Consider the following 20964-nt stretch of genomic DNA (forward strand, 5'->3'; position numbering starts at 1 on the left):
TTATATGAAAAACTAGTTACTAATAAAAGAACTATTTAGATGAAAGTTTTGAAAGAGTAGTTTTTCTTTTCCTTGTTGTTCCTACAATAAACAAACTCAAGCCAAATATGATGATGGTTCCTCCAAGCCATTGAGACCAACTAATGCGTTCGCCAAGTATAAAAAATGCTAGGATAGAAGCCCCTACAGGTTCAAACAAAATACTCATAGAAATAGTGGAGGTGCTCACCCACTTAATGGCCCAATTAAAAAGGGTATGTCCAAAGAAGGTTGGGATAATCGCAAGGGCTAGAAAGATCAACCAATCATTCATCGGATATCCTACAAATGATTTTTGGAGCAAAAGATTATATAGGATGAGTGTTAGAGAACTAATTCCATAGACTACAAAGGTATAAGTCATGAGTGAGAGTCTTTTACGAACAGTTTGCCCAAGTAAAAAATATCCTGTGACCATTACGGCTCCTAATAGGGCTAGAATGTCGCCAAACAATGCCATACCATTTAGTTGAAAGTCTCCCCAGCTTATAAGGATACTACCTATAATGGCGATGATCATACTGATGATGGCGGCAGGTGTAAATTTTTCTTGAAAAAAGAGAAAAGTCCCTAGAAATGCAAATATTGGTTGAAGAGTTACGAGTACTACTGAACTTGCAACAGATGTATAATTTAAGGATTCAAACCACAAAATAAAATGAAAAGCTAGAAATATTCCAGCAAAAATGGATAGTTTCCAATCTCTTTTAGAAATAAGCTTAAATTCATGGCGGCTCTTTAAAATTACATAAGGTGCCATGATGAGTACTGCAAAAAGCAAGCGATAATTGGCAATAATGGAGGCAGGAGCCTGTTCCGTAAGCTTTACTAAAACAGCTGCTGTAGATACAGAAACAACCCCAATTAAGATGGCAAGATACGCTTTTAGTGGAGGTTTATTCAAAGAGCTCACCTCATATTATCGGTATTTTCTTCATTCTATCATGGTTGTTCTACTTTAGCACTTGTCAACCGAATAATTTGCTATAGTAGGAAAAATTATGATAAACTACTGATAATATAACCAACGTGAGTTTTTACGCCTCTTCCAGATGCGGAGGGAGGCTTTTTTGCACTTAAGATTAAGAAATTAAATTCTAGTGAAGAAGCTTCATCGACGTAGGGAAATTTTAAAGGATGAAGTATAAGAAAAGCTAACGACTCTGGCTTTGCCGAAAGGCTCGCCATTCGGCGAACTTTTCTAAACGTAAAAATGAAGCAATAAAAGGTGTATATAAAGGAGAATTAGAAAGTGACAACATTTAAAGAATTAGGAATTAACAAACAAATATTAAAAGCCGTGGAAGAAATGGGTTTTGAGGAAGCAACACCTATTCAAGAACAAACGATTCCTAGAGGATTAAAAGGCATAGATGTAATTGGTCAAGCGCAAACAGGAACAGGAAAAACAGCTGCCTTTGGGATCCCGTTGTTAGAAAAAATCGATAAGAATCAGAAAACTCTTCAGGGAATAATAGTCGCCCCTACACGTGAGTTAGCCATTCAAGTTGGAGAAGAGTTAAATCGAATTGGTAAATATATAGGAGCCAAGGCTTTGCCGATTTATGGTGGACAAGAAATGGGACGTCAAATTCGTGCCTTAAAGGGAAAACCGCCAATTGTAGTCGCAACTCCTGGTCGTCTTTTGGATCATATTCGAAGAAAAACCATTCGATTAGAAACTGTTCATACCGTCATTTTAGATGAAGCAGATGAAATGCTAAATATGGGATTCATTGAAGATATTCACGCGATTCTTGAGGCAATCCCACCAGAGAGACAAACATTGTTATTCTCAGCCACCATGCCTAATGAAATTAAAGAAATTGCAACTAAAATGATGCGTGACCCAGAAACTGTTCGTATCCAGGCAAAGCAACTAACTGTTGAAAATATTGATCAATACTACGTAGAAGTGAATGAAAAGCAGAAATTTGATTCACTAACACGCTTACTTGATATTGATGCTCCGGAGCTATCCATCATTTTCGGACGGACGAAGCGTCGTGTAGATGAGCTAGCTAATGCTTTAAATACAAGAGGGTATAATGCTGAAGGAATACACGGTGATTTGAGTCAGTCTAAACGTCTTTCTGTTTTAAATAAGTTTAAGAGCGGACGCTTAGAAGTGTTAGTGGCAACTGATGTTGCTGCCCGTGGATTAGATATTTCTGGAGTTACTCATGTATATAACTTTGATATACCACAGGATCCAGAAAGCTATGTACACAGAATTGGACGTACGGGTCGAGCTGGGAATAAAGGAAAAGCTATCTCTTTTGTCACGCCTCGGGAGATTGCACAGCTTCACTTAATTGAAAAGATGACAAAACGCAAAGTAGAACGTCTGCCTGTTCCTTCTCAAAGTGAGGCAAAACGTGGACAGCAACAGGCATCCATTGATAAATTGTTAGAAACAATAAAAGATGGGGAACTAGAGGCTTATCGAGATGCAGCTAATGATATGTTAAATGAACATGATTCATTAACGGTTATTTCAGCTGCGATCAAGGTTTTAACAAATGATCGTAATGAAGCACCTGTTCAACTATCTTCTGTTCAGCCAATAAGTGTGAAAAACGCAGTCCGTGATAAGGATAAATCCAAAAGATCAAATAAAGAATACCGTGCTGGTGGTCGCGGAGGCGGATATAAAGGTAAGCAAGCTGGAAAAGGTGGAGGAAACCGACGATTTAACAAACGAGGTAGTGACCAAAGAGGTCAAAAAAGGGGATAACATAACATTTAAAAGCATTTGTCCTGGAGAAAGGATAGATGCTTTTTGTTTTATTGCCGTTCTTTTGTTTGAGCTGCTGGCACGCAAACGTTGTTAATAGCACTGAAATAAAGAAAACATCTCTATTACCTAAAAGGTCTAAAAAAGTAGCACTTAAAACGGGAAAACTGGCACATAAAAAAGAGTGAGCCAGCACTTAAACATTCATATTTTCACTTAAATAAAAATCATATCACCCAATGGAGGAGATTGGCACTATACCAAAGGAAACCGTCACGTAAAACAGCTGTTTTGGCACTTAGAATTTGAAAATCATCACTTAAACTAATTTATTAGCACAGAACCATTAAAAGTTGCACTTAAATTCCATATTAAGCACTATGAACTTAATAACGTAGTCCAAGTACCACAAACCTTAGCTCTAGCACAGAACCATCCCTGACCTGCCTTGCAAGCTCCAAGTCTTTTTTGAAAATTAACGGCATCTTGTCAGCATTGATTGTTTTAACTACTCAGTACATAATAAAGAAAAAGCTAAAAAGGGGAATTTTGATGAGGAAACCACCGCAACATTACATATCTAAAGATGCCGTGTTTGTATGGAGAGTCTCCTCCTTACTTTCTGTGAGTTTCTTATGGGTTGGACTTATTATTTTTACATATTTCTCTCGAAGATTTGATTTGATCTCTTTTCGATATTTGTTACTCATTTGGATTTCACTACTTCTTCTCACCGTTGTAGTATCAATGCTTATTCCATACATCCGTTGGAAAAGGTGGAGGTATGAGGTGCTTGATCAGGAAATCGACTTGCAACGTGGAGTCTGGGTGGTATCACGAACCTTAATACCAATGGTCCGTGTCCAACATGTAGATACGATTCAGGGTCCTCTTCTTCGTATGAAAAAGTTAGCAACAGTAGTGATTTCAACGGCTGCAACCAAACATTCCATCCCTGCTTTGGACGAGAAAGAGGCTGATCAGCTCCGAGACCAAATTTCACGACTAGCTAGGGTGGATGATGATGATGTTTGATAAAAGAAGACTTCATCCCATTGGAATTCTATTTAATTTTATAGAAGCAGCCAAGAGTTTGTTTTTACCACTAATCTTTTTCCTTATATTAGGTCCAGGAATGGATTCAGTTTGGATTATAGTCGGAGTTGTTCTGCTGTTTATTGTTGTGAATGGTATCATTGGTTTCTTGAAATGGTGGAGATTTACCTATTGGGTGGAGGATCGTGAGTTAAGAATTGAGTTTGGTTTGTTTGTGAAAAATAAGAGATTTATCCCTATCGAAAGAATTCAGTCGATTGATAATAAGGCTGGAATCTTTCATCAACTATTTAAAGTTGTCAAACTGGATATTGAAACCGCAGGTGGTGGGGGAGATGCAGAGGCTTCCCTATCTACAGTGACTAAAGAAGAAGCGGAATTATTACGGTCTTTATTAATGGAGAGAAAAGAAGTCCAAGAGCCCAATTTATATGAAGGATGGGAGACTGATCAAAAGATTTTCTCAAGAAAAGTTACTTTTCTTGAATTAGTAATAGCGGCTGCTACCTCAGGAGGAGTAGGAGTTATCCTATCGGCCTTATTTGCCTTTGTGTTTCAGTTAGAGGAATTTATTCCAGATCAGATGTATGAAAGCATCTATGAACAAGTAATTTCTCAAAGCATATTGTTTCTAAGTATAGCAAGCTTGATTTTATTTGTATTTTTATGGGCACTTGCTTCCCTGTGGGGAATACAAAAGCAATTTGAATTTACCATCACAAGAAAAGGAGATGACTTGGTTATAACAAGAGGGCTTTTAGAAAAAGTTCATTTAACAGTTCCTGTTAAAAAGATTCAAGCGCTTCGTTATCATCAAAATATTGGTAGACAACCACTTGGATATGTCTCCATTTTAGCGGAAGTCGCGGGAGGAGGAAGCAATAAAGAAACAGACTTTTCAACCATCCTTTTTCCTATTATGAAGGAGGTAGAGTTACTGACTTTTTTAGAAAATCTTTTGCCGGAATGGGAGTTGAATACTTCATGGGAGCCCTTACCTGTAAGGTCTAGGAAACGATATTTATTTAGAGCTTTAATTCTTTTTGTACCCATAATAGTTGCAGTAGCTTGGTTGATTCCTGCTTATTTATGGATTGTTCTGCTTGCAGCTGGAATTTCCGTGTTTTTTGGCTATCTTCGGTTTAAAGATGGAGGATATTTCATCATGAATGACTTTTTCTCGACTCGGTTTAGAATGATTAGTCGAGAAGTAGTTATTACACCATTAAAAAGAGTACAGTCCATTTCGCTAAAACAACAACCTTTTCAAAAGCGAGCTCATTTATTTTCCTTTGAGTTTTCTGTGATTTCTAAGCAATCAGGGAAGGATTTTTTGCTGAAGGATTTATCCAAAGAACAGGGAGATAGGATATGGAGTTGGTATTCAAGGAATAGAGACGAGAAACTGACAGAGTAAAAAAAGGGCTTTTGTCAGATAGACATGAGCCCTTTCTATCTATTTATAACAATGTGCCAGCTAATCCAAACAAAACCAATAAAATTAAAATTCCCCAGATGATATTTTTGGTCCATTGTCTTTTCCAAAAACGTCTTTTGTTCCAACGATTTGGATCAAAGCGAATCTGTGTGTCATGAGACCCACTTCCACCACGGTAAACAGAATGGAGATAAAAGGGCTTAGCGCCAGTTAGAACAAAAGGAGCAATGATAAATCCACCAATAAATCCAAACAGATGACCCAAGATATTAATATTGCCACCGAAAAACGTCATAACTAAACTGATTACAAAAATAGTAGTTACGATTTGGGAATTCGTCTGGTCCATTAAATTTTTACGGAAAAGAACAATAAAAATATAGACGCCGAATATTCCAAAGATGGCGCCAGAAGCTCCAACGTGGTTGTAATAACTTGGGCCAATGAAGAGAGTCCCAATGTTTCCGACGATACCCGCAAAGAGGTACATAAGAATAAATTTTGCCTTACCCAGCATAATCTCAAGACCAGGACCGAATAACACAAGCGAAAACATATTAAATACTACGTGAGTTAATCCGGCATGAAGAAATATAGGTGTCAAGATACGCCAGTATTCACCCAATGCAATCAAGTGATTAGAACCAGCTCCCAAGTAAAATAAATCAGGAACAAATTCTGTCAATAGCCAGATTCCAAGATTTATCCCAACTAACCAGGTGACTATTGGATAGGATTTTCGGAATTGATAAAAGCTTTCCGTCCGAATGAACATGACTTTTCCCCTTTCATATTGTCTCTAATAAGGTATAGACCTTACAGCTCATTTATAAACCTCTGACATAAAAAATTAAAACAAGGATTGATTTTATGATTATTGGTATTGGAATAGATATTGTAGAGTTATCAAGAATCAAAGACATAATGGAAAGAAAACCATCCTTCTATCAACGTATTTTATCAAAAAATGAATCAGAACAGTTTTCTGAACTCTTGGAAAAGAGAAAAATGGAGTATTTAGCTGGAAGATTCGCAGCTAAGGAAGCATTTAGTAAGGCTTTTGGAACCGGAATAGGTGCTCCCTATCAATTTACCGATATTGAAGTACTAAATGAAGTAAACGGACGACCTTTTGTGAGGGTTGAAGGTCTTGATGCAAAAATTTTTGTTTCGATCTCTCATAGTGAAAGGTATGCCGTGGCGCAAGTGATTTTAGAAAAATAGGATTCATGAGGCTCGTCTGCATATTTGTATAGTTTATCTCATATAGTTTAATGCGGGTAGGAGGGAACAAAGTGTATATTGTTACCGCAAAAGAAATGTACGAAATTGACCAATACGCGATGCAAAAGGTTGGGGTAGATAGTCGTTTGTTAATGGAGAATGCGGGAAGAGCAGTGGCAGAGGAAATTCGCACGTTGGTGAAAGAAGATGAAAAAGTTTTGATCCTGTGTGGCGGAGGTAACAATGGAGGCGATGGATTCGTTGTCGCAAGAACTTTGTTGTTAAAGAGTTATCATGTAGAAGTCTGGCAGGTTGTTTCTAATGATAAGCTAACAGCAGAAGCAAAGTACCATAAGTCTTTGTTTGAACGGTGTGGTGGATTCGTAAAAGTGGTCAATTCCCCTAATGGGTTAGACTTATCTCCCTTTGAGACCATCATCGATGCTATGCTGGGAATTGGCGTAAAGGGTCCACTTCGAGGAATGATTCGGGAGTGGGTGGAGGTAATAAACAAAACCTCTATTCAAAAGATCTCAATTGATCTTCCGACAGGAGTCCCAGCTGATGAGGGATACAAGGTGGATGTTGCGGTCCAGGCTGATCATACGATCGTTATTCAGTGTCCAAAGGTTTCCCTGTTTCTGCAGTCAACGGCTGAATTTTATGGAAAGTGGAGATTAGTAGACATTGGTCTTCCTATACTCCTTCTAGAGGACCAACTATCCGGTAGAAGGATACGAACGAAGAAAGATGTCCAATCTTCATTACCAATTAGGCATCAATTTTCTCATAAGGGTTCTCATGGAAAAGGAATCGTTATTGGAGGAAGTCGGGAGATGCCGAACGCACCTGCTTTTAGTGTAGCATCAGCCTTAAAAAGTGGAATAGGGTTGGTGACCATAGGTTGTACATGGGAAACTTATCAACAAATACGCGTATCGATTCCAGAAGCTACTTACCAACAAGTGGATCCTTTTCAGGAACCTTCGTGGGCGGATTTTGAGAGATACGGAGCAGCTGCTATTGGGATGGGAATGGGCAGAGAGGAAGAAGTTCAAAAGTTTATTATTAATTTTTTAAAGAACTTTCAGCAACCTCTTGTCGTAGATGCAGACGCCTTGTTTGCCATCGCAAACCATCTCGATCTATTAACGAAACGATCTTCACCTACCATATTAACTCCACATTTTGGGGAGTTTGCTAGACTGACAGGAAAGACTGTGAGTGAAATTGAAGAGCGGCCTTTTGAGTTAAGTAAGGAGTTTGCTGAAAAGTATAAAGTGTATTTAGTATTAAAAGGCCCTTTTACAATTATCACTGATCTGTCTGGGAGTCAATGGGTAAGCTCTACAGGAAATCCGGGTTTAGCAAAGGGTGGAAGCGGAGATGTGCTCTCAGGCATTATCTTATCTATGATTTTACAATCATCTACTTTGATAGATGCTATTGTAAATAGCTGTTGGATCCATGGCAAAACAGCCGATCTGTGGCTTGAAGATGGACATACCTCCTTTGCATTTACGGCAACGGATCTGATTCAAAGACTTGGTCACACAATTTCGTACGTGGAAAAGCGGTAGTTTGGTTCCCTTTGTCCTGGCGTAATGTTTGAGACAAAGGAGATGAGGGTGTGAAAAAGAGATTCCTCTTTTTAATTTTTGCCTCTCTTATGTTGATTCTAAGTGCATGTGGGGATCAATCTAAGGAAGATGTCATAGAAGGTTTGGAAAACAAACTAGAAAACCTTAATAGTTATAAAACCGAGGCGAAAATGACACTGAAAACAGGAGAAGAAGAGCAACAATATAATATTGAAGTATGGCATAAAAAGCCAGAGTATTACAGAGTAATGCTTAAAAACAATAGAGATGAGAAAGGAAGCCAAATCATTCTTCGAAATGATGATGGGGTATTCGTATTAACTCCTGCGTTAAATAAGAGTTTTAAATTCCAAAGTGACTGGCCATTTAATAGCAGCCAACCTTATCTCTATGCCTCTTTAGTGGATGATATTTTAAAAGATCCTGAAGCAACATTTGAAGCTACCGAAGACCACTACGTCTTTACTACTAAAACGAACTATCAAGATAATAAGAGTCTTCCGAAACAAGAGATTTACTTTGACAAAAAGTCCTATGCACCGGCGAAGGTGAGAGTGTTAGATAAAGACAATAATACCTTGGTTGAGGTGACTTATGCAGGTTTTGAGTTCGATAAGTCATTTGAGGACAATGCCTTTGATATGGAAACGAACATGACTAGTGGTGTTGATGGTGTTCCTGTAATGGCTAATGGGGATGGAGAGCAATTGGCTCAGGAATTAACTGTACTTTATCCATTAGTTACTCCTGAGGGCACTGAACTAGAAGAAGAAAAGCAAGTTCAGTTAGAAAATGGAGAGCGTGTGATTTTGACCTTTAAAGGTGATAAAAACTTTACTCTTATAGAGGAATATAAAGAGGTTCAGCCGACGAGTGCCTCTCAGACAGTAAATGTCGAAGGTGATCCTGTAAATTTAGGATTCACGATGGGAGCTTTGAAGGAAAAATCTCTAGAGTGGAGCTATAAAGGAATGGATTTCGTGCTGGCAAGTGAAGACCTAACTCAAGAGGAAATGATTGAGATTGCCCAATCTGTGACAGGACAAGGAGTAAAATAATAATTCACAGCAGGCTCAGGGATTTCCCCGGTCTGCTTTATTTTTTAGAAAATTAGGTTTGACACTTAGGTATCAGACGATAAATAATGAGAGAAAAAGGCGCACTTGAAAGGAGTCTTCACCTTGTCAAGCCACTCTTATTTTCGAGATACTTGGGTTGAGATTAATTTAGATGCAATTGAAAATAATATCATGGAACTAAAGACACGTTTGCCAAAAGGAAAAAAGATTTATGCGGTTGTAAAAGCGAATGGGTATGGCCATGGAGATGTGCAAGTTGCTAAAGTAGCGTTAGAGGCTGGTGCCTATGGACTTGCCGTTTCCCTTTTAGATGAAGCAATAAGCCTTCGCTTGGCTGAAATCCAAGCCCCCATTTTAGTTATGGGGAGAGTTAGACCAGAAGATGCTGTCTTAGCCGCCAAGTATGATATTACACTTGCCGTATTTCAAAAGGAATGGATGGAGGAAATGCCTCATCTAGAAAATCCTCTAAACATTCATTTGAAAATAGATACAGGAATGGGTAGGGTGGGCTTACGGACTGAAGAGGAAATGGACGAGATTATTTCTTTAGTCAAAACAAAGAATGTGCGGCTGACTGGTGTTTTCACCCATTTTGCGACGGCGGATGAGCCTGATTTAGATTATTATAATGAACAAAATCGACGATTCTCAATTCTTCTAGAAAGACTTAAATTTCTATATCCAAAACCATTTGAGGTTCATACAGGAAACAGCGCAGCTGCGCTAAGATTTCCAGAGGAAATGTATGACTCGGTGCGTTATGGAATTAGTATGTATGGACTTTATCCTAGTGATTGGGTGAAACAACATCCTCCCTTCCAGCTGACCCCAGCACTTTCTTTACAGAGTAAGCTTATTCATGTAAAAAAACTTCCACCAGGTGAATCTATTAGCTATGGGGCAACCTACACTACAGAAACGGAAGAGTGGATTGGTACAGTTCCTATTGGATATGCGGATGGATGGATTCGAAAGTTACAGGGCTCTGAGGTGTTGGTTGCTGGGGAAAGAGCGCAAGTGGTTGGAAGGATTTGCATGGACCAAATGATGATTCGTCTTCAGGGGCCGATTCCAGTCGGCACCCAAGTAACGATGATTGGTCAACAACAAAATCAAAGCATATCCATGGATGAGATTGCCCAGTATTTGGATACAATTAATTATGAAATTTCGTGTATGATTAGTAATCGTGTTCCGAGAGTTTACTTCCGTAAAGGAAATGTGCTCGAGGTGGTTAATGGGATTTTGCCCGAAAAAGTATAATTTGCATCCATTGGGTTATTATGGAATTATGGAGTGATAATGCAGTTTTAAATACCGTTTTTTACTGAAATACTTGAAAATGACTTTGCATTGACTATTAGTCGGTGGTATCATAAAAGAGGATGTAAATCGTTCGAATAGAGTTGATGGTGGAGGTGCATGGTAGTGTCCAAAGGATCCCAAGAAATTGTGATCAAATTACCTGAAAATCTTTTAACTGAGTTGGACGTGGTGCTTCAAATGGAAAATGGAGATCGTGATGAATTCATTTACAATGCTACAAAAATGTATTTGCGTGAGCGAAAGAAAACGCAAATTCGTGAAAAAATGCGACGGGGCTACATGGAAATGGCAAAAATCAATTTAAACATCGCTTCAGAATCCTTTCTAGCTGAAGAGGAGGCTGAAAACACCTCAGAGCGCCTAGTGAGTGGGGTGTAATGATTTGATCGTTAAACGTGGCGACGTTTATTTTGCTGATCTTTCACCAGTAGTTGGTTCGGAGCAAGGTGGCGTGCGCCCAGTCCTAATTCTCCAGAATGACATTGGGAATCGCTTTAGTCCAACGGTGATCGTAGCGGCCATTACTGCGCAAATACAAAAAGCAAAGCTTCCTACACATGTAGAAATTGATGCCAAAAAATATCGTTTTGAACGTGACTCGGTAATATTGCTGGAACAAATACGTACTATAGATAAGCAAAGACTAACAGACAAAATTACTCAATTAGATGAAACGATGATGAGTCGTGTAGATGAATCTTTACAAATTAGCTTAGGTCTTATTGATTTTTAAACAAAGCTGCCCAATGAGGGCAGCTTTTTTACAAGATAAGAAATCATTATGGCTCGCTTCGCGGAGCCACCATCTACCATGAAAATGGATTCCTAACCTTTGGGAATACCTTTAATAACAATATGACCAGGTCGAAATATACATTGGTGGATCCTGAAAAAGGATACCCTGCATAAGAAACGGGTTGTGACGGTATAGAAGTACCATCTATTGTGACTAGATCACGTAAACAAAAGTTTTACAGGGTCTGTTTTCATACAAAAGTATAAAATTTGTCTATCTCCAGCGAAAAAGCATCATCGAGTAATCTTCGAAGTTTTTGCCCCGAGTAATCGCAGGAAGGAAAGCTACTTAAAGCTTCTTCGCAGAAACAAGTGTTTTTCTTGTTTCGAGGCGCTCTTGCACTTTTCTTATTATGTATAAACGGAAATTATATACGTTTTATACTTAAGTTTTTCTAACGTTTAGCTTAAAAGGTCAAATGGCTGTCCTGATTATTTGCAGAACCTTTAGAGAAATGGCACAATAATAATATTGTATGATGATGGAATAGATGGAGGGAAGGATATGGACCAAACCTTGAAGGCAATAGTGATGGAGCATAGTGATGAGATTATAAGAATGTGGCTTGAGGAAATTAAGAATCAGAAAAACGAACATACAGAGTCCATTTCTGTGGAAATGATGGAGTCTACCAATCGAGAATTTGTAAATGTTATATTCTCAAGTATAGAGAAACAAGGTTTAACTCAAGAAATTGATAAATTTTCAGAACGCTTAATTAATCTTGGCTGGCCATTAAGCTATTTAACAGAAGGGATGCATACCTTTCGTCGTGTAACCATTAATTTTATTTTATCTCAATCTAACGAAATACATACAGATTATATTGGCAAAGTGATGGATAGTGTCGATGCATGGGTGGACCCTATCATCACTAAGCTTGTGAATGAGTATTCTGGAAGCTGGGAAAACATTGTTTCTATTCAAAAGATGGCTTTACAGGAGTTATCTGCTCCATTAATTCCTGTTATGGACAATATTACGATTATGCCGCTTATTGGAACTATTGATACTGAACGTGCCAAACAAATTATGGAGAACCTTTTAGAAGGTGTAATTAAACATCATTCTGAGGTTGTTTTAATAGATATTACCGGTGTACCTGTAGTCGATACTATGGTAGCTCATCATATTATACAGGCTGCCGAGGCGGTTCGGCTTATTGGATCCACTTGTATCTTAGTGGGAATTCGTCCGGAAATTGCTCAAACTATTGTAAATTTAGGAATTGACCTTTCACGATTCCCGACAAAGAGCACATTGAAGAAAGGATTTGCTTCTGCTTTAGAACTTACTGACCGCAAAATAGTGGATGTAGGAAACGATGAAAAAGATATTGAGTCAATATTGTATTCACTAAATAAGGAGTGATCCTATGAGAATACCCATATTAAAGCTCCACAATTTCTTATTGATATCTATCCAAATAGATTTAGATGATCAAACGGCTATCCAGTTTCAAGAGGATTTGCTGAACAAAATTCATAGCTCAGGTGCAACGGGTGTGGTCATAGATTTAACTTCAGTTGATATTATTGATTCATTTATTGCAAAGGTTTTAGGTGATGTAGTTAGCATGTCAGATCTAATGGGGGCGAAAGTGGTTTTAACTGGCATTCAACCTGCTGTAGCTATGACGTTAATTGATCTTGGAATCCATTTGCAAGATGTTCCAACTGCGCTAGATCTAGAACAAGGGTTGATTAAACTTCGCCAGGAATTGGAGGAATGATCAGATGGACTTCCAATCCTGTGTACCAATAAAACAAGAATGGGATATTGTAGGGGCTCGACAGCTTGGCCGAGACATTGCAAAGACACTTGGGTTTGGTACGGTTGACCAAGCTAGAATTGCTACCGCAATTTCTGAACTAGCAAGAAATATCTATTTATATGCTGGTACAGGCCAAATCAATTTTGAAGTGATTGAAGATATGACCCACAAAGGATTATGTATTATCGCATCAGATAAAGGGCCGGGAATCCAAGAGATCAGTCAGGCCATGGAGGATGGGTATACCACTTCTGGTGGTCTTGGTGCTGGTTTACCTGGAGTGAAAAGATTAATGGATGAGTTCGATATTATCTCAAGACCTGGTGAGGGTGTGCAAGTAAAAGTTATGAAGTGGTTGCGATAGGGAGGATTTTTGGATGACTCTTGAACAAGAGTTAAAGACTTATAAAGAATTTCTTCGTCAATATATTCATAGTCAAGATGAACAAGCGTTATATCAGGCTGAGCAAATCATTAAACAACTAATCCAACATAATACCTCGCCTGAGGAAATTATTAATATTCATATACAAGCTATGGAACAGTTATATCCAAATTTAACAAATGAAATAAAAAACTCATTTAATTTTCTCCTTGAGGCTATGATATCTTATGGGCTCGCATATCAAGAGTATCAAGTCTTACGCGAAAAGCAGGTGGAAATTAAATCTGAAATTGAAGTAGCAGCAAATATGCAACAGACTTTATTGTCTACGAAAAAACCCACTATCAAAGGTGTGGATATTGGAGTAATTAGTGTACCTGCTAAGCAAATGAATGGGGACTATTATCATTTCATTGATGACCAACAAGATCATTTGGGTGTGGCCATTGCTGATGTGGTGGGAAAAGGAGTCCCAGCAGCGTTATGTATGTCCATGATCAAATATTCTTTAGATAGTTTTCCGCACGACCGCATAGAACCAACTCTAATATTAAAAAATTTAAATCGGGTTGTTGAAAAAGATGTGGATCCCAGCATGTTTATTACTATGTTGTTTGGTCTATACAATCTCAATGAACACGTATTTACGTATGCCTCAGCAGGACATGAGCCTGGATTTTATTATGAATCAAATACACAAACCTTTCATACGATGGATGGTAATGGATTAGTTTTAGGCGTGGATTCAAAGGTGAGCTATGCATCTTTTACTCAAAAAGTCGAAAAAGGGGATATGCTCATTCTTTTGACAGACGGTGTAACAGAATGTCGAAAGGGTGATCAATTTATCGAACGAGATGAAATTATACAGGTTCTTGAACAATATAAATCCTTACCTGCTCAGGAGATGGTGGAGGAAGTTTTTCGACATTTTGAGCGAATCCAGGATTTCGAATTGCGTGATGATTTCACTATGATTGTCTTGAGAAGAGGAACCAACTAAGTTTAGCTTCGTCAAAAAACGGGTACATTCTTGTCATGTCTATAATAAGGAAATTGCAGGAGGGTGAGTCATGGATTTAAGCGTCACGGTAGAAAATAAAGACCAAGAGATGGTGTTAGTTTTAGCTGGAGAAATAGATGCATACACTGCGCCGCAATTAAAAGAAAAGCTTTTGCCTCTTACTCAAGAAGAGGGCGCGGTTGTGAAAATTGACTTAACAGATATTCAATATATGGATAGTACGGGCTTAGGTGTATTTATCAGCGCATTAAAGTCAACCAAAGAACATAATAGTTCCATGAAACTTGTGAATTTACAAGAAAGGGTATATCGATTATTTAAAATCACGGGACTTATTGAGATTATGGATATTGATTCCACGCTGCGGGGTGTCGATTAATGGAGGAACAATTTGATTTCATTGAACTGAAGGTTCCTGCTAAACCAGAGTATGTGGGAGTGGTAAGATTAAGTGTTTCTGGGATTGCGAACCGCCTAGGTTTTTCCTATGATGATATTGAAGATATGAAGGTCGCTATTTCAGAAGCGATCACAAATGCAGTAAAGCACGCTTATAATGAAACTGGTGAGGGAGAAGTCACCATTGGCTTTGGAATATACATGAATCGTTTAGAGATCATGGTCTCTGACCGAGGGGAAAGTTTTAAATTAGAAGAGGTTAAAAAAGAAATAGGCCCCTATAAAGAAACGGAGGATGTAAGAGGATTACGTGAGGGGGGCTTTGGTCTTTACTTGATTCATACATTGATGGATAAGGTTGAAATTAATAATAATTCAGGAGTGATCGTCCTTATGACCAAATACCTTACAGAGAATGAGGTGGGGTTTAATGGCGACCAAATCTCAACCACACAATAACCGTGAGGATGAGGTTTACCAATGGATTTCTGTGCTACAAAAAAATCCACAGGATGAGGAAACTCAAGAGAAAATCGTAGTGTCCTATAAGCATCTTGTGGAATCAATCGCAAGGAAATATTCAAAAAGTAGTCCCATTCATGAAGACTTAGTTCAAGTAGGAATGTTAGGGTTACTAGCAGCCATCCGTAGGTATGACCCATCTTTAGGTAAATCATTTGAATCATTTGCCATCCCTACCATTATTGGTGAAATCAAAAGATTTATTCGCGATAAGACATGGAGTGTCCATGTTCCAAGAAGAATAAAGGAATTAGGTCCGAAAATTCGGAATGCTGTGGAGGAGCTGACCACTGATCTTCAACGTTCACCTACAGTGCCAGAAATTGCAAAGCATATCGGAGCTTCTGAAGAAGAAATACTAGAGACAATGGAAATGGGAAAAAGTTACAAAGCCCTTTCTGTTGATCGAAAAATTGAAGCGGATTTCGATGGAAGTACCGTGACCATCCTTGATCTAATTGGGAAGCAGGAGAACGGGTTTGAACATGTTAATCAACAGCTACTTCTAGAAAAAATCCTTCCTATTTTATCGGAAAGAGAACAGGAAATATTACGATATACCTATTTTGAAAATTTAAGTCAAAAAGAAACCGGAGAATTATTAGGAATTTCTCAAATGCATGTATCCCGATTACAACGAAGAGCCCTTCGTAAACTTCGAGCAGCTCTTCAAACGGAAACATCGGAGGTCTATTATTGAGTTTTGAAGAAGCAAAAGTACAAGTTGATGTGTATCAAAGGCCAAAGTCAGGAAACCACGAATGCGGAGATAGTTATGTATATTATGAATCGGATAACCAATTCATTTGCGCATTAGCTGACGGCTTAGGGAGTGGAAGGTTTGCTAAGGAATCTTCAGAAATTGTGGTTGATGTAATTAGATCAAACGCGCATCATTCCATAGAAGAGCTCATTATTAAATGTAATGAGGTACTCCTCTCCAAACGTGGGGTTGTCCTAGGGATTATCAAAATTGATTTTGATAAACAACGTTTTTCATACACTACCGTTGGCAATATCGGTATCATTGTTGTTGATCATTCCGGAAAAAAAGTTAGAAACATACCCAATGCTGGATATCTATCAGGGTACGCACGTCCATATAAGATTAAACATGAAACTTTACCAAAAGATGCTTTATTTTTAATGTATTCTGATGGGGTAAATGAACGCTTTTTCCATGACCGTTCCATAAATTCTAGAAGTTGCAAAGAAATTATCGATTATTTTAAGGGGGTTTACGGAGATCAAATAGATGATGATACAACCTTAATTGCCTTTCAATATCATGGAGATGGATGAGACAGAAGTTTTTTTGTTTATAAAGATGATTCCTCATATAATCATTAGAGGAATCATCTTTTTCATTTGCAAAATTATTTATGTAATTTCCTTGCACCTAAATCAACACCCCGGCACTTAACCACCTAACCTTATTGAACTGAAGAAAATCGTCACATAAATTTTCGAAAATGGCATATAGAAATGGAGTGGACGGCTCTCAAACAAAGTTATTAGCACTCAAGTGAAGTGTCCAGCTCGCAAATCACAAGACCGTCACTGCGATTTAAAATACCGTCACTTAAAACAGACTCTTTAGCACTCAAAATTTTCAAACCATCACTTAACGTATAAAATCAGCACCCAATGATTTTTAGTAGCACCTAAATGATTCAAAGATTGCGAATGTGACTAAACATGAGGGCATTGACGGAAAGGATCGGTTTCCAGAGCTGCTTGTCTTAGGTTTGTCGCTGTCCCTTTTTGACTTTTTAGAGAAACGCCATTATGCGCTTTAAGTAGAGTTTGGTACAATAGAAGCTGTGATAAAGGAGGATACATATATGAGTGAAACACGTAACCAAGAACAATTAATTATTCAATGGATTGCAGAAGATACAAAAATAAAAAAGGTGAGCATTGAGAAAGTTATTGGATTGTTATCAGAAGGAAATACGGTTCCATTTATTGCGCGCTACCGCAAAGAATTGACAGGTGCATTAGATGAAGTTCAAATCAAAACGATTCAGGACAAGTGGGAATATGGACAAAATCTTGAAAAGAGGAAAGAAGAAGTTATTCGTTTGATTGATGAACAGGGCAAACTCACACCGGAGCTTCAAAAAGAAATTCTAGAATCCAAACAACTTCAAAAAGTAGAGGATTTATATCGTCCATATAAACAAAAACGCAGAACAAGAGCTACCATCGCTAAAGAAAAGGGGTTAGAACCTTTTGCTGAAATGGTATGGAAACAAGAAACTTTTGAGTTAGAGAAGGAAGCTGAAAAGTACCTTTCAGAAGAACATGAGTTACATACAATCGAGGATGTTTTAGCAGGAGTACAGGACATCATGGCAGAGTGGATTTCAGATGATCCTAAATTTCGCGATTATATAAGAGAAGATACTTTCCGAAAAGGAACTATATCCTCCCAAGTTAAAAAACAAGAAAAAGACGAAAAAGGCGTATTTGAGATGTACTATGAATATGAAGAGGGGATTAGTAAGGCGGCCTCACACCGGATTCTAGCCTTAAATCGAGGAGAAAAAGAAGACATACTTAAAGTCTCTATAGTCCCACCTATTGATCACATTCTTGAATACTTAGATCGACAAATTATTAAAACTTCGGACGCTTCCATCAGCAAGCTTTTAAAGGTGACTGTGGAGGATGCATACAAACGCTTGATCCAGCCCTCTATCGAAAGGGAAATCAGAAATACATTGTCGGAAAAAGCGGAAATACAAGCCATTGATGTTTTCTCAAAGAACCTACGGAACCTGCTATTGCAACCACCATTGAAAGGAAAAGTGGTTCTGGGTGTTGACCCAGCCTATCGAACAGGTTGTAAACTTTCAGTTATAGATGAAACAGGGAAAGTAAATCTAATAAAAGTAATGTATCCAACTCCTCCAAAAAATGAGAAAGAAGCTTCTGAAAAGCTTTTATTAGAAATTTTTAAAACACATCAAATTGAGTTGATTGCAATCGGAAATGGGACAGCTTCTCGTGAGACGGAACAGTTTATTTCGGATGTTATTAAAAAACATAAACTAGATATACCGTATATGATCGTGAACGAAGCAGGAGCAAGTGTCTATTCTGCCTCTGCTCTTGCTCGCGAAGAATTTCCAGACCTTCATGTGGAAGAAAGAAGTGCGGTGTCCATTGCACGACGTGTTCAAGATCCTTTAGCTGAATTGGTGAAAATTGATCCAAAGTCTATTGGTGTCGGGCAATACCAGCATGATGTTAGTCAAAAGCAGCTTTCTGAATCCTTGCAGTTTGTTGTAGAAACAGCTGTAAACCAAGTAGGAGTGAATGTAAATACGGCTTCCCCTCCACTGTTACAATATGTATCTGGACTTTCCAAGGCTGTGGCAACCAATATTGTGAAAAAGCGTGAAGAGGAAGGGAAGTTTAAAACTCGTAAACAATTGAAGGATATCCCAAGACTTGGGGCGAAAACTTATGAGCAAGCTATCGGATTCTTGCGTATTATGGATGGAGAAGAACCCCTTGATCGGACACCAATACATCCAGAAACTTACCCACATGCCCAAGCTCTATTACAAAAAGTGAATTGTACAACAGCTGACCTCGGAACAGATGAACTGAAGAAAAAACTTCAAGGCTTATCCTTATCTGAGCTATCTGAAGAAATAGGGATTGGTATTCCAACCCTACAAGATACACTGGACGCCTTAATCCGACCGGAACGAGATTTACGTGATGACCTTCCGAAACCTCTATTGAAAAAAGATGTGCTTTCATTGGAAGATTTAAAACAAGGAATGGAGCTTCAAGGAACAGTTCGTAACGTAGTAGACTTTGGTGCATTTGTTGATATTGGAGTAAAACAAGATGGACTTGTCCATATATCGAAGCTATCTAATTCATTCGTGAAACATCCATTAGATGTTGTATCCGTTGGAGATGTTGTTACAGTCTGGGTTGAAACCGTCGATGCTGATAAAGGTCGAATTGCATTGACCATGGTAGGATAATATGAAAAAGAACCGGACATAATTTTATGCCCGGTTTTGTATTATTTCTTTGTTTCTATGAAAGGGCGCAGCAAGCTTCACCCAACAAGGATGAAAAATTTAATATTTTATTTTCATGGGAGTAATACCCCTACCTCAAGTCTTAAGGGAAACAAAAAGAGTAGGTGGGGGATACACTTGCCTGTAAATGTCCGATTGGTTCAAGGGCCTTTAGGCCATGCCCTTGGGTGCTAACAATCAGTGAGGGGACTGCCAACTGATTGAAGTTTCACTTTATTGAATGGCAAATTTTCGCATATCCTTCCATAGGTTTATTGGTGCCACGAGAGAAGACTCCTTCTTAAACCTAATAAGGTAAGGGGAGTAGTTCAATTAGTAGACAGTTCCTACTATCAATAAGTATGATAGGTACAGCTATTTCTATGTCTGTGTACGCCTGTAAAAAAACCAACATTGGTTCAGCATGCGAATTTGGTTTTTGTTTTTCTCCAGAAAGGCTTTGGTCATTTGTTTTTGAAACCAGTTAGGCATGGGCTGCACCTCTCTTTCATTGGTTTACTTCTTTACTACCCGTAAGACAACTATTAGCAAACCTATTTGTTTTAAAATATGATGAATCCTAAAAAAACGTGCAAGGTGTGAAATAAATGGATCAGGATCAACTTCATCGATGGGTGTCAGAGATATCAGCAAAGTATTTTCATATCTCTTTTAACGACAAAGTATCGTTTAATTCACGTCTTCGTACTACAGGTGGGCGTTATATTCCTTCTCAGCGCAAAATAGAATTAAACCCTAAGTATTTACATGAGTTGGGTGAAGAAGCCATGGAGGGGATTATTAAACACGAACTATGTCACTATCATCTTCATATTCAAGGAAAAGGGTATCAACATCGAGACCCTGAATTTAGAGAGTTATTAAAGAAAACCGGATCACCACGCTTTTGCAGTCCACTTCCATCCAATCAAAAAAAGCAAACCATTCATAGTTATAGATGTAAACAATGTGGGCAAGTCTATAACAGGAAGAGGAAAATAGATGTCAAAAGATATAGGTGCGGACACTGTCGAGGAAAGTTGGAAAAGCAATAATTTAGCATATTTTTCAAGTTGAAAAAGAGGTTGACGAATGATTAGACTCATGTTAAATTAATAAAGCCCCAAAAAGAGACAAGCTTTCTTCAAAATAAGTCAAGTTTTTTTGGAAAAAGTTCTTGGTTTTTGGGTTTGACAGACGGCTTTAAATGTTATAAGATATTTATCGTCGTAAGATTATTCCACCGTAGCTCAGTGGTAGAGCAATCGGCTGTTAACCGATCGGTCGTAGGTTCGAGTCCTACCGGTGGAGCCAAATGGAGAAGTACTCAAGTGGCTGAAGAGGCGCCCCTGCTAAGGGTGTAGGTCGTGTAAGCGGCGCGAGGGTTCAAATCCCTCCTTCTCCGCCATTTATTTTTTTTTGCCTTTGGCCCGTTGGTCAAGCGGTTAAGACACCGCCCTTTCACGGCGGTATCACGGGTTCGAATCCCGTACGGGTCACCATTTTTAATTT

The 20964-nt window shown here is 38.4% G+C and carries 22 protein-coding genes and 3 tRNA genes; 22 read left to right on the forward strand and 3 right to left on the reverse strand.

Annotated features, from left to right (window positions below; genetic code table 11):
• Positions 1 to 31 precede the first annotated feature (31 nt).
• A complete protein-coding gene (locus RZN25_07630; GenBank protein MEQ6376697.1) occupies positions 32 to 943 on the reverse strand; it encodes a DMT family transporter in 912 nt (303 codons plus the stop codon).
• 348 nt (positions 944 to 1291) lie between these two features.
• Between RZN25_07630 and RZN25_07635 the strand changes: the two genes are divergently transcribed.
• The 3 genes from RZN25_07635 (at position 1292) to RZN25_07645 (ending at position 5249) form a co-directional block, all read left to right on the forward strand.
• A complete protein-coding gene (locus RZN25_07635; GenBank protein ID MEQ6376698.1) occupies positions 1292 to 2776 on the forward strand; it encodes a DEAD/DEAH box helicase in 1485 nt (494 codons plus the stop codon).
• A gap of 552 nt (positions 2777 to 3328) precedes the next feature.
• Positions 3329 to 3811 (forward strand): PH domain-containing protein, encoded by a 483-nt coding sequence (locus RZN25_07640; protein ID MEQ6376699.1) that lies wholly within the window; start codon positions 3329 to 3331, stop codon positions 3809 to 3811.
• Positions 3801 to 5249 (forward strand): PH domain-containing protein, encoded by a 1449-nt coding sequence (locus tag RZN25_07645; protein ID MEQ6376700.1) that lies wholly within the window; start codon positions 3801 to 3803, stop codon positions 5247 to 5249. The genes RZN25_07640 and RZN25_07645 overlap by 11 nt, the downstream gene beginning before the upstream one ends.
• Before the next feature lie 43 nt (positions 5250 to 5292).
• On the opposite strand, the gene RZN25_07650 is transcribed toward RZN25_07645, so the two are convergent.
• Positions 5293 to 6045, reverse strand: a complete 753-nt coding sequence (locus RZN25_07650; GenBank protein MEQ6376701.1) for a rhomboid family intramembrane serine protease — start codon at positions 6043 to 6045, stop codon at positions 5293 to 5295.
• A gap of 95 nt (positions 6046 to 6140) precedes the next feature.
• Between RZN25_07650 and acpS the strand changes: the two genes are divergently transcribed.
• From acpS to RZN25_07725, 15 genes are all read left to right on the forward strand, one after another.
• Entirely contained in the window at positions 6141 to 6494 is a 354-nt protein-coding gene (gene acpS / locus RZN25_07655) for a holo-ACP synthase (protein MEQ6376702.1), read from the forward strand.
• A gap of 71 nt (positions 6495 to 6565) precedes the next feature.
• On the forward strand, positions 6566 to 8074 hold the full coding sequence (locus RZN25_07660; GenBank protein ID MEQ6376703.1) for an NAD(P)H-hydrate dehydratase: 1509 nt from the start codon (positions 6566 to 6568) through the stop codon (positions 8072 to 8074).
• A gap of 50 nt (positions 8075 to 8124) precedes the next feature.
• Positions 8125 to 9153 carry an outer membrane lipoprotein carrier protein LolA gene (locus RZN25_07665; GenBank protein MEQ6376704.1) on the forward strand — a complete coding sequence of 343 codons (1029 nt, stop codon included), beginning with the start codon at positions 8125 to 8127 and terminating at the stop codon, positions 9151 to 9153.
• Between the two features lie 123 nt (positions 9154 to 9276).
• Complete coding sequence (gene alr, locus RZN25_07670; protein ID MEQ6376705.1) at positions 9277 to 10440, forward strand: alanine racemase; 1164 nt, start codon at positions 9277 to 9279, stop codon at positions 10438 to 10440.
• Between the two features lie 159 nt (positions 10441 to 10599).
• Positions 10600 to 10881: an antitoxin endoai gene (locus RZN25_07675; GenBank protein ID MEQ6376706.1), complete on the forward strand. Its 282-nt coding sequence runs from the start codon at positions 10600 to 10602 to the stop codon at positions 10879 to 10881.
• Between the two features lie 4 nt (positions 10882 to 10885).
• Positions 10886 to 11236, forward strand: a complete 351-nt coding sequence (locus RZN25_07680) for a type II toxin-antitoxin system PemK/MazF family toxin (protein MEQ6376707.1) — start codon at positions 10886 to 10888, stop codon at positions 11234 to 11236.
• Between the two features lie 567 nt (positions 11237 to 11803).
• On the forward strand, positions 11804 to 12670 hold the full coding sequence (locus RZN25_07685) for an RsbT co-antagonist protein RsbRA (protein ID MEQ6376708.1): 867 nt from the start codon (positions 11804 to 11806) through the stop codon (positions 12668 to 12670).
• Positions 12671 to 12674: 4 nt separating this feature from the next.
• Positions 12675 to 13031: an STAS domain-containing protein gene (locus RZN25_07690; protein MEQ6376709.1), complete on the forward strand. Its 357-nt coding sequence runs from the start codon at positions 12675 to 12677 to the stop codon at positions 13029 to 13031.
• Between the two features lie 4 nt (positions 13032 to 13035).
• Entirely contained in the window at positions 13036 to 13437 is a 402-nt protein-coding gene (locus tag RZN25_07695) for an anti-sigma regulatory factor (protein MEQ6376710.1), read from the forward strand.
• Positions 13438 to 13450: 13 nt separating this feature from the next.
• Complete coding sequence (locus RZN25_07700; protein MEQ6376711.1) at positions 13451 to 14461, forward strand: PP2C family protein-serine/threonine phosphatase; 1011 nt, start codon at positions 13451 to 13453, stop codon at positions 14459 to 14461.
• 70 nt (positions 14462 to 14531) lie between these two features.
• The gene (locus RZN25_07705) at positions 14532 to 14861 is read left to right on the forward strand and encodes an STAS domain-containing protein (GenBank protein MEQ6376712.1); all 330 of its coding nucleotides are present in this window, start codon (positions 14532 to 14534) and stop codon (positions 14859 to 14861) included.
• On the forward strand, positions 14861 to 15340 hold the full coding sequence (rsbW, locus tag RZN25_07710) for an anti-sigma B factor RsbW (protein MEQ6376713.1): 480 nt from the start codon (positions 14861 to 14863) through the stop codon (positions 15338 to 15340). The genes RZN25_07705 and rsbW overlap by 1 nt, the downstream gene beginning before the upstream one ends.
• Complete coding sequence (sigB, locus tag RZN25_07715; GenBank protein ID MEQ6376714.1) at positions 15312 to 16103, forward strand: RNA polymerase sigma factor SigB; 792 nt, start codon at positions 15312 to 15314, stop codon at positions 16101 to 16103. The genes rsbW and sigB overlap by 29 nt, the downstream gene beginning before the upstream one ends.
• On the forward strand, positions 16100 to 16705 hold the full coding sequence (locus tag RZN25_07720) for a PP2C family serine/threonine-protein phosphatase (GenBank protein ID MEQ6376715.1): 606 nt from the start codon (positions 16100 to 16102) through the stop codon (positions 16703 to 16705). The genes sigB and RZN25_07720 overlap by 4 nt, the downstream gene beginning before the upstream one ends.
• A gap of 542 nt (positions 16706 to 17247) precedes the next feature.
• Positions 17248 to 19413 (forward strand): Tex family protein, encoded by a 2166-nt coding sequence (locus tag RZN25_07725; GenBank protein ID MEQ6376716.1) that lies wholly within the window; start codon positions 17248 to 17250, stop codon positions 19411 to 19413.
• Positions 19414 to 19833: 420 nt separating this feature from the next.
• On the opposite strand, the gene cmpA is transcribed toward RZN25_07725, so the two are convergent.
• Complete coding sequence (gene cmpA, locus RZN25_07730; protein MEQ6376717.1) at positions 19834 to 19944, reverse strand: cortex morphogenetic protein CmpA; 111 nt, start codon at positions 19942 to 19944, stop codon at positions 19834 to 19836.
• A 116-nt stretch (positions 19945 to 20060) separates the two neighbouring features.
• Here cmpA and RZN25_07735 point away from each other — a divergent pair, with 116 nt between their 5' ends.
• The 4 genes from RZN25_07735 to RZN25_07750 all read left to right on the forward strand — a co-directional run bounded on the left by RZN25_07735 (position 20061) and on the right by RZN25_07750 (position 20954).
• Positions 20061 to 20507: a SprT family protein gene (locus RZN25_07735; GenBank protein ID MEQ6376718.1), complete on the forward strand. Its 447-nt coding sequence runs from the start codon at positions 20061 to 20063 to the stop codon at positions 20505 to 20507.
• 184 nt (positions 20508 to 20691) lie between these two features.
• A tRNA-Asn gene (locus RZN25_07740) sits at positions 20692 to 20766 on the forward strand.
• A 3-nt stretch (positions 20767 to 20769) separates the two neighbouring features.
• Positions 20770 to 20860 (forward strand) — tRNA-Ser (locus RZN25_07745).
• Between the two features lie 19 nt (positions 20861 to 20879).
• A tRNA-Glu gene (locus tag RZN25_07750) sits at positions 20880 to 20954 on the forward strand.
• The last annotated feature ends 10 nt before the right edge of the window (positions 20955 to 20964 follow it).

It is taken from the genome of Bacillaceae bacterium S4-13-56 (assembly GCA_040191315.1).
Classification (GTDB): Bacteria; Bacillota; Bacilli; order Bacillales; family JAWJLM01; genus JAWJLM01.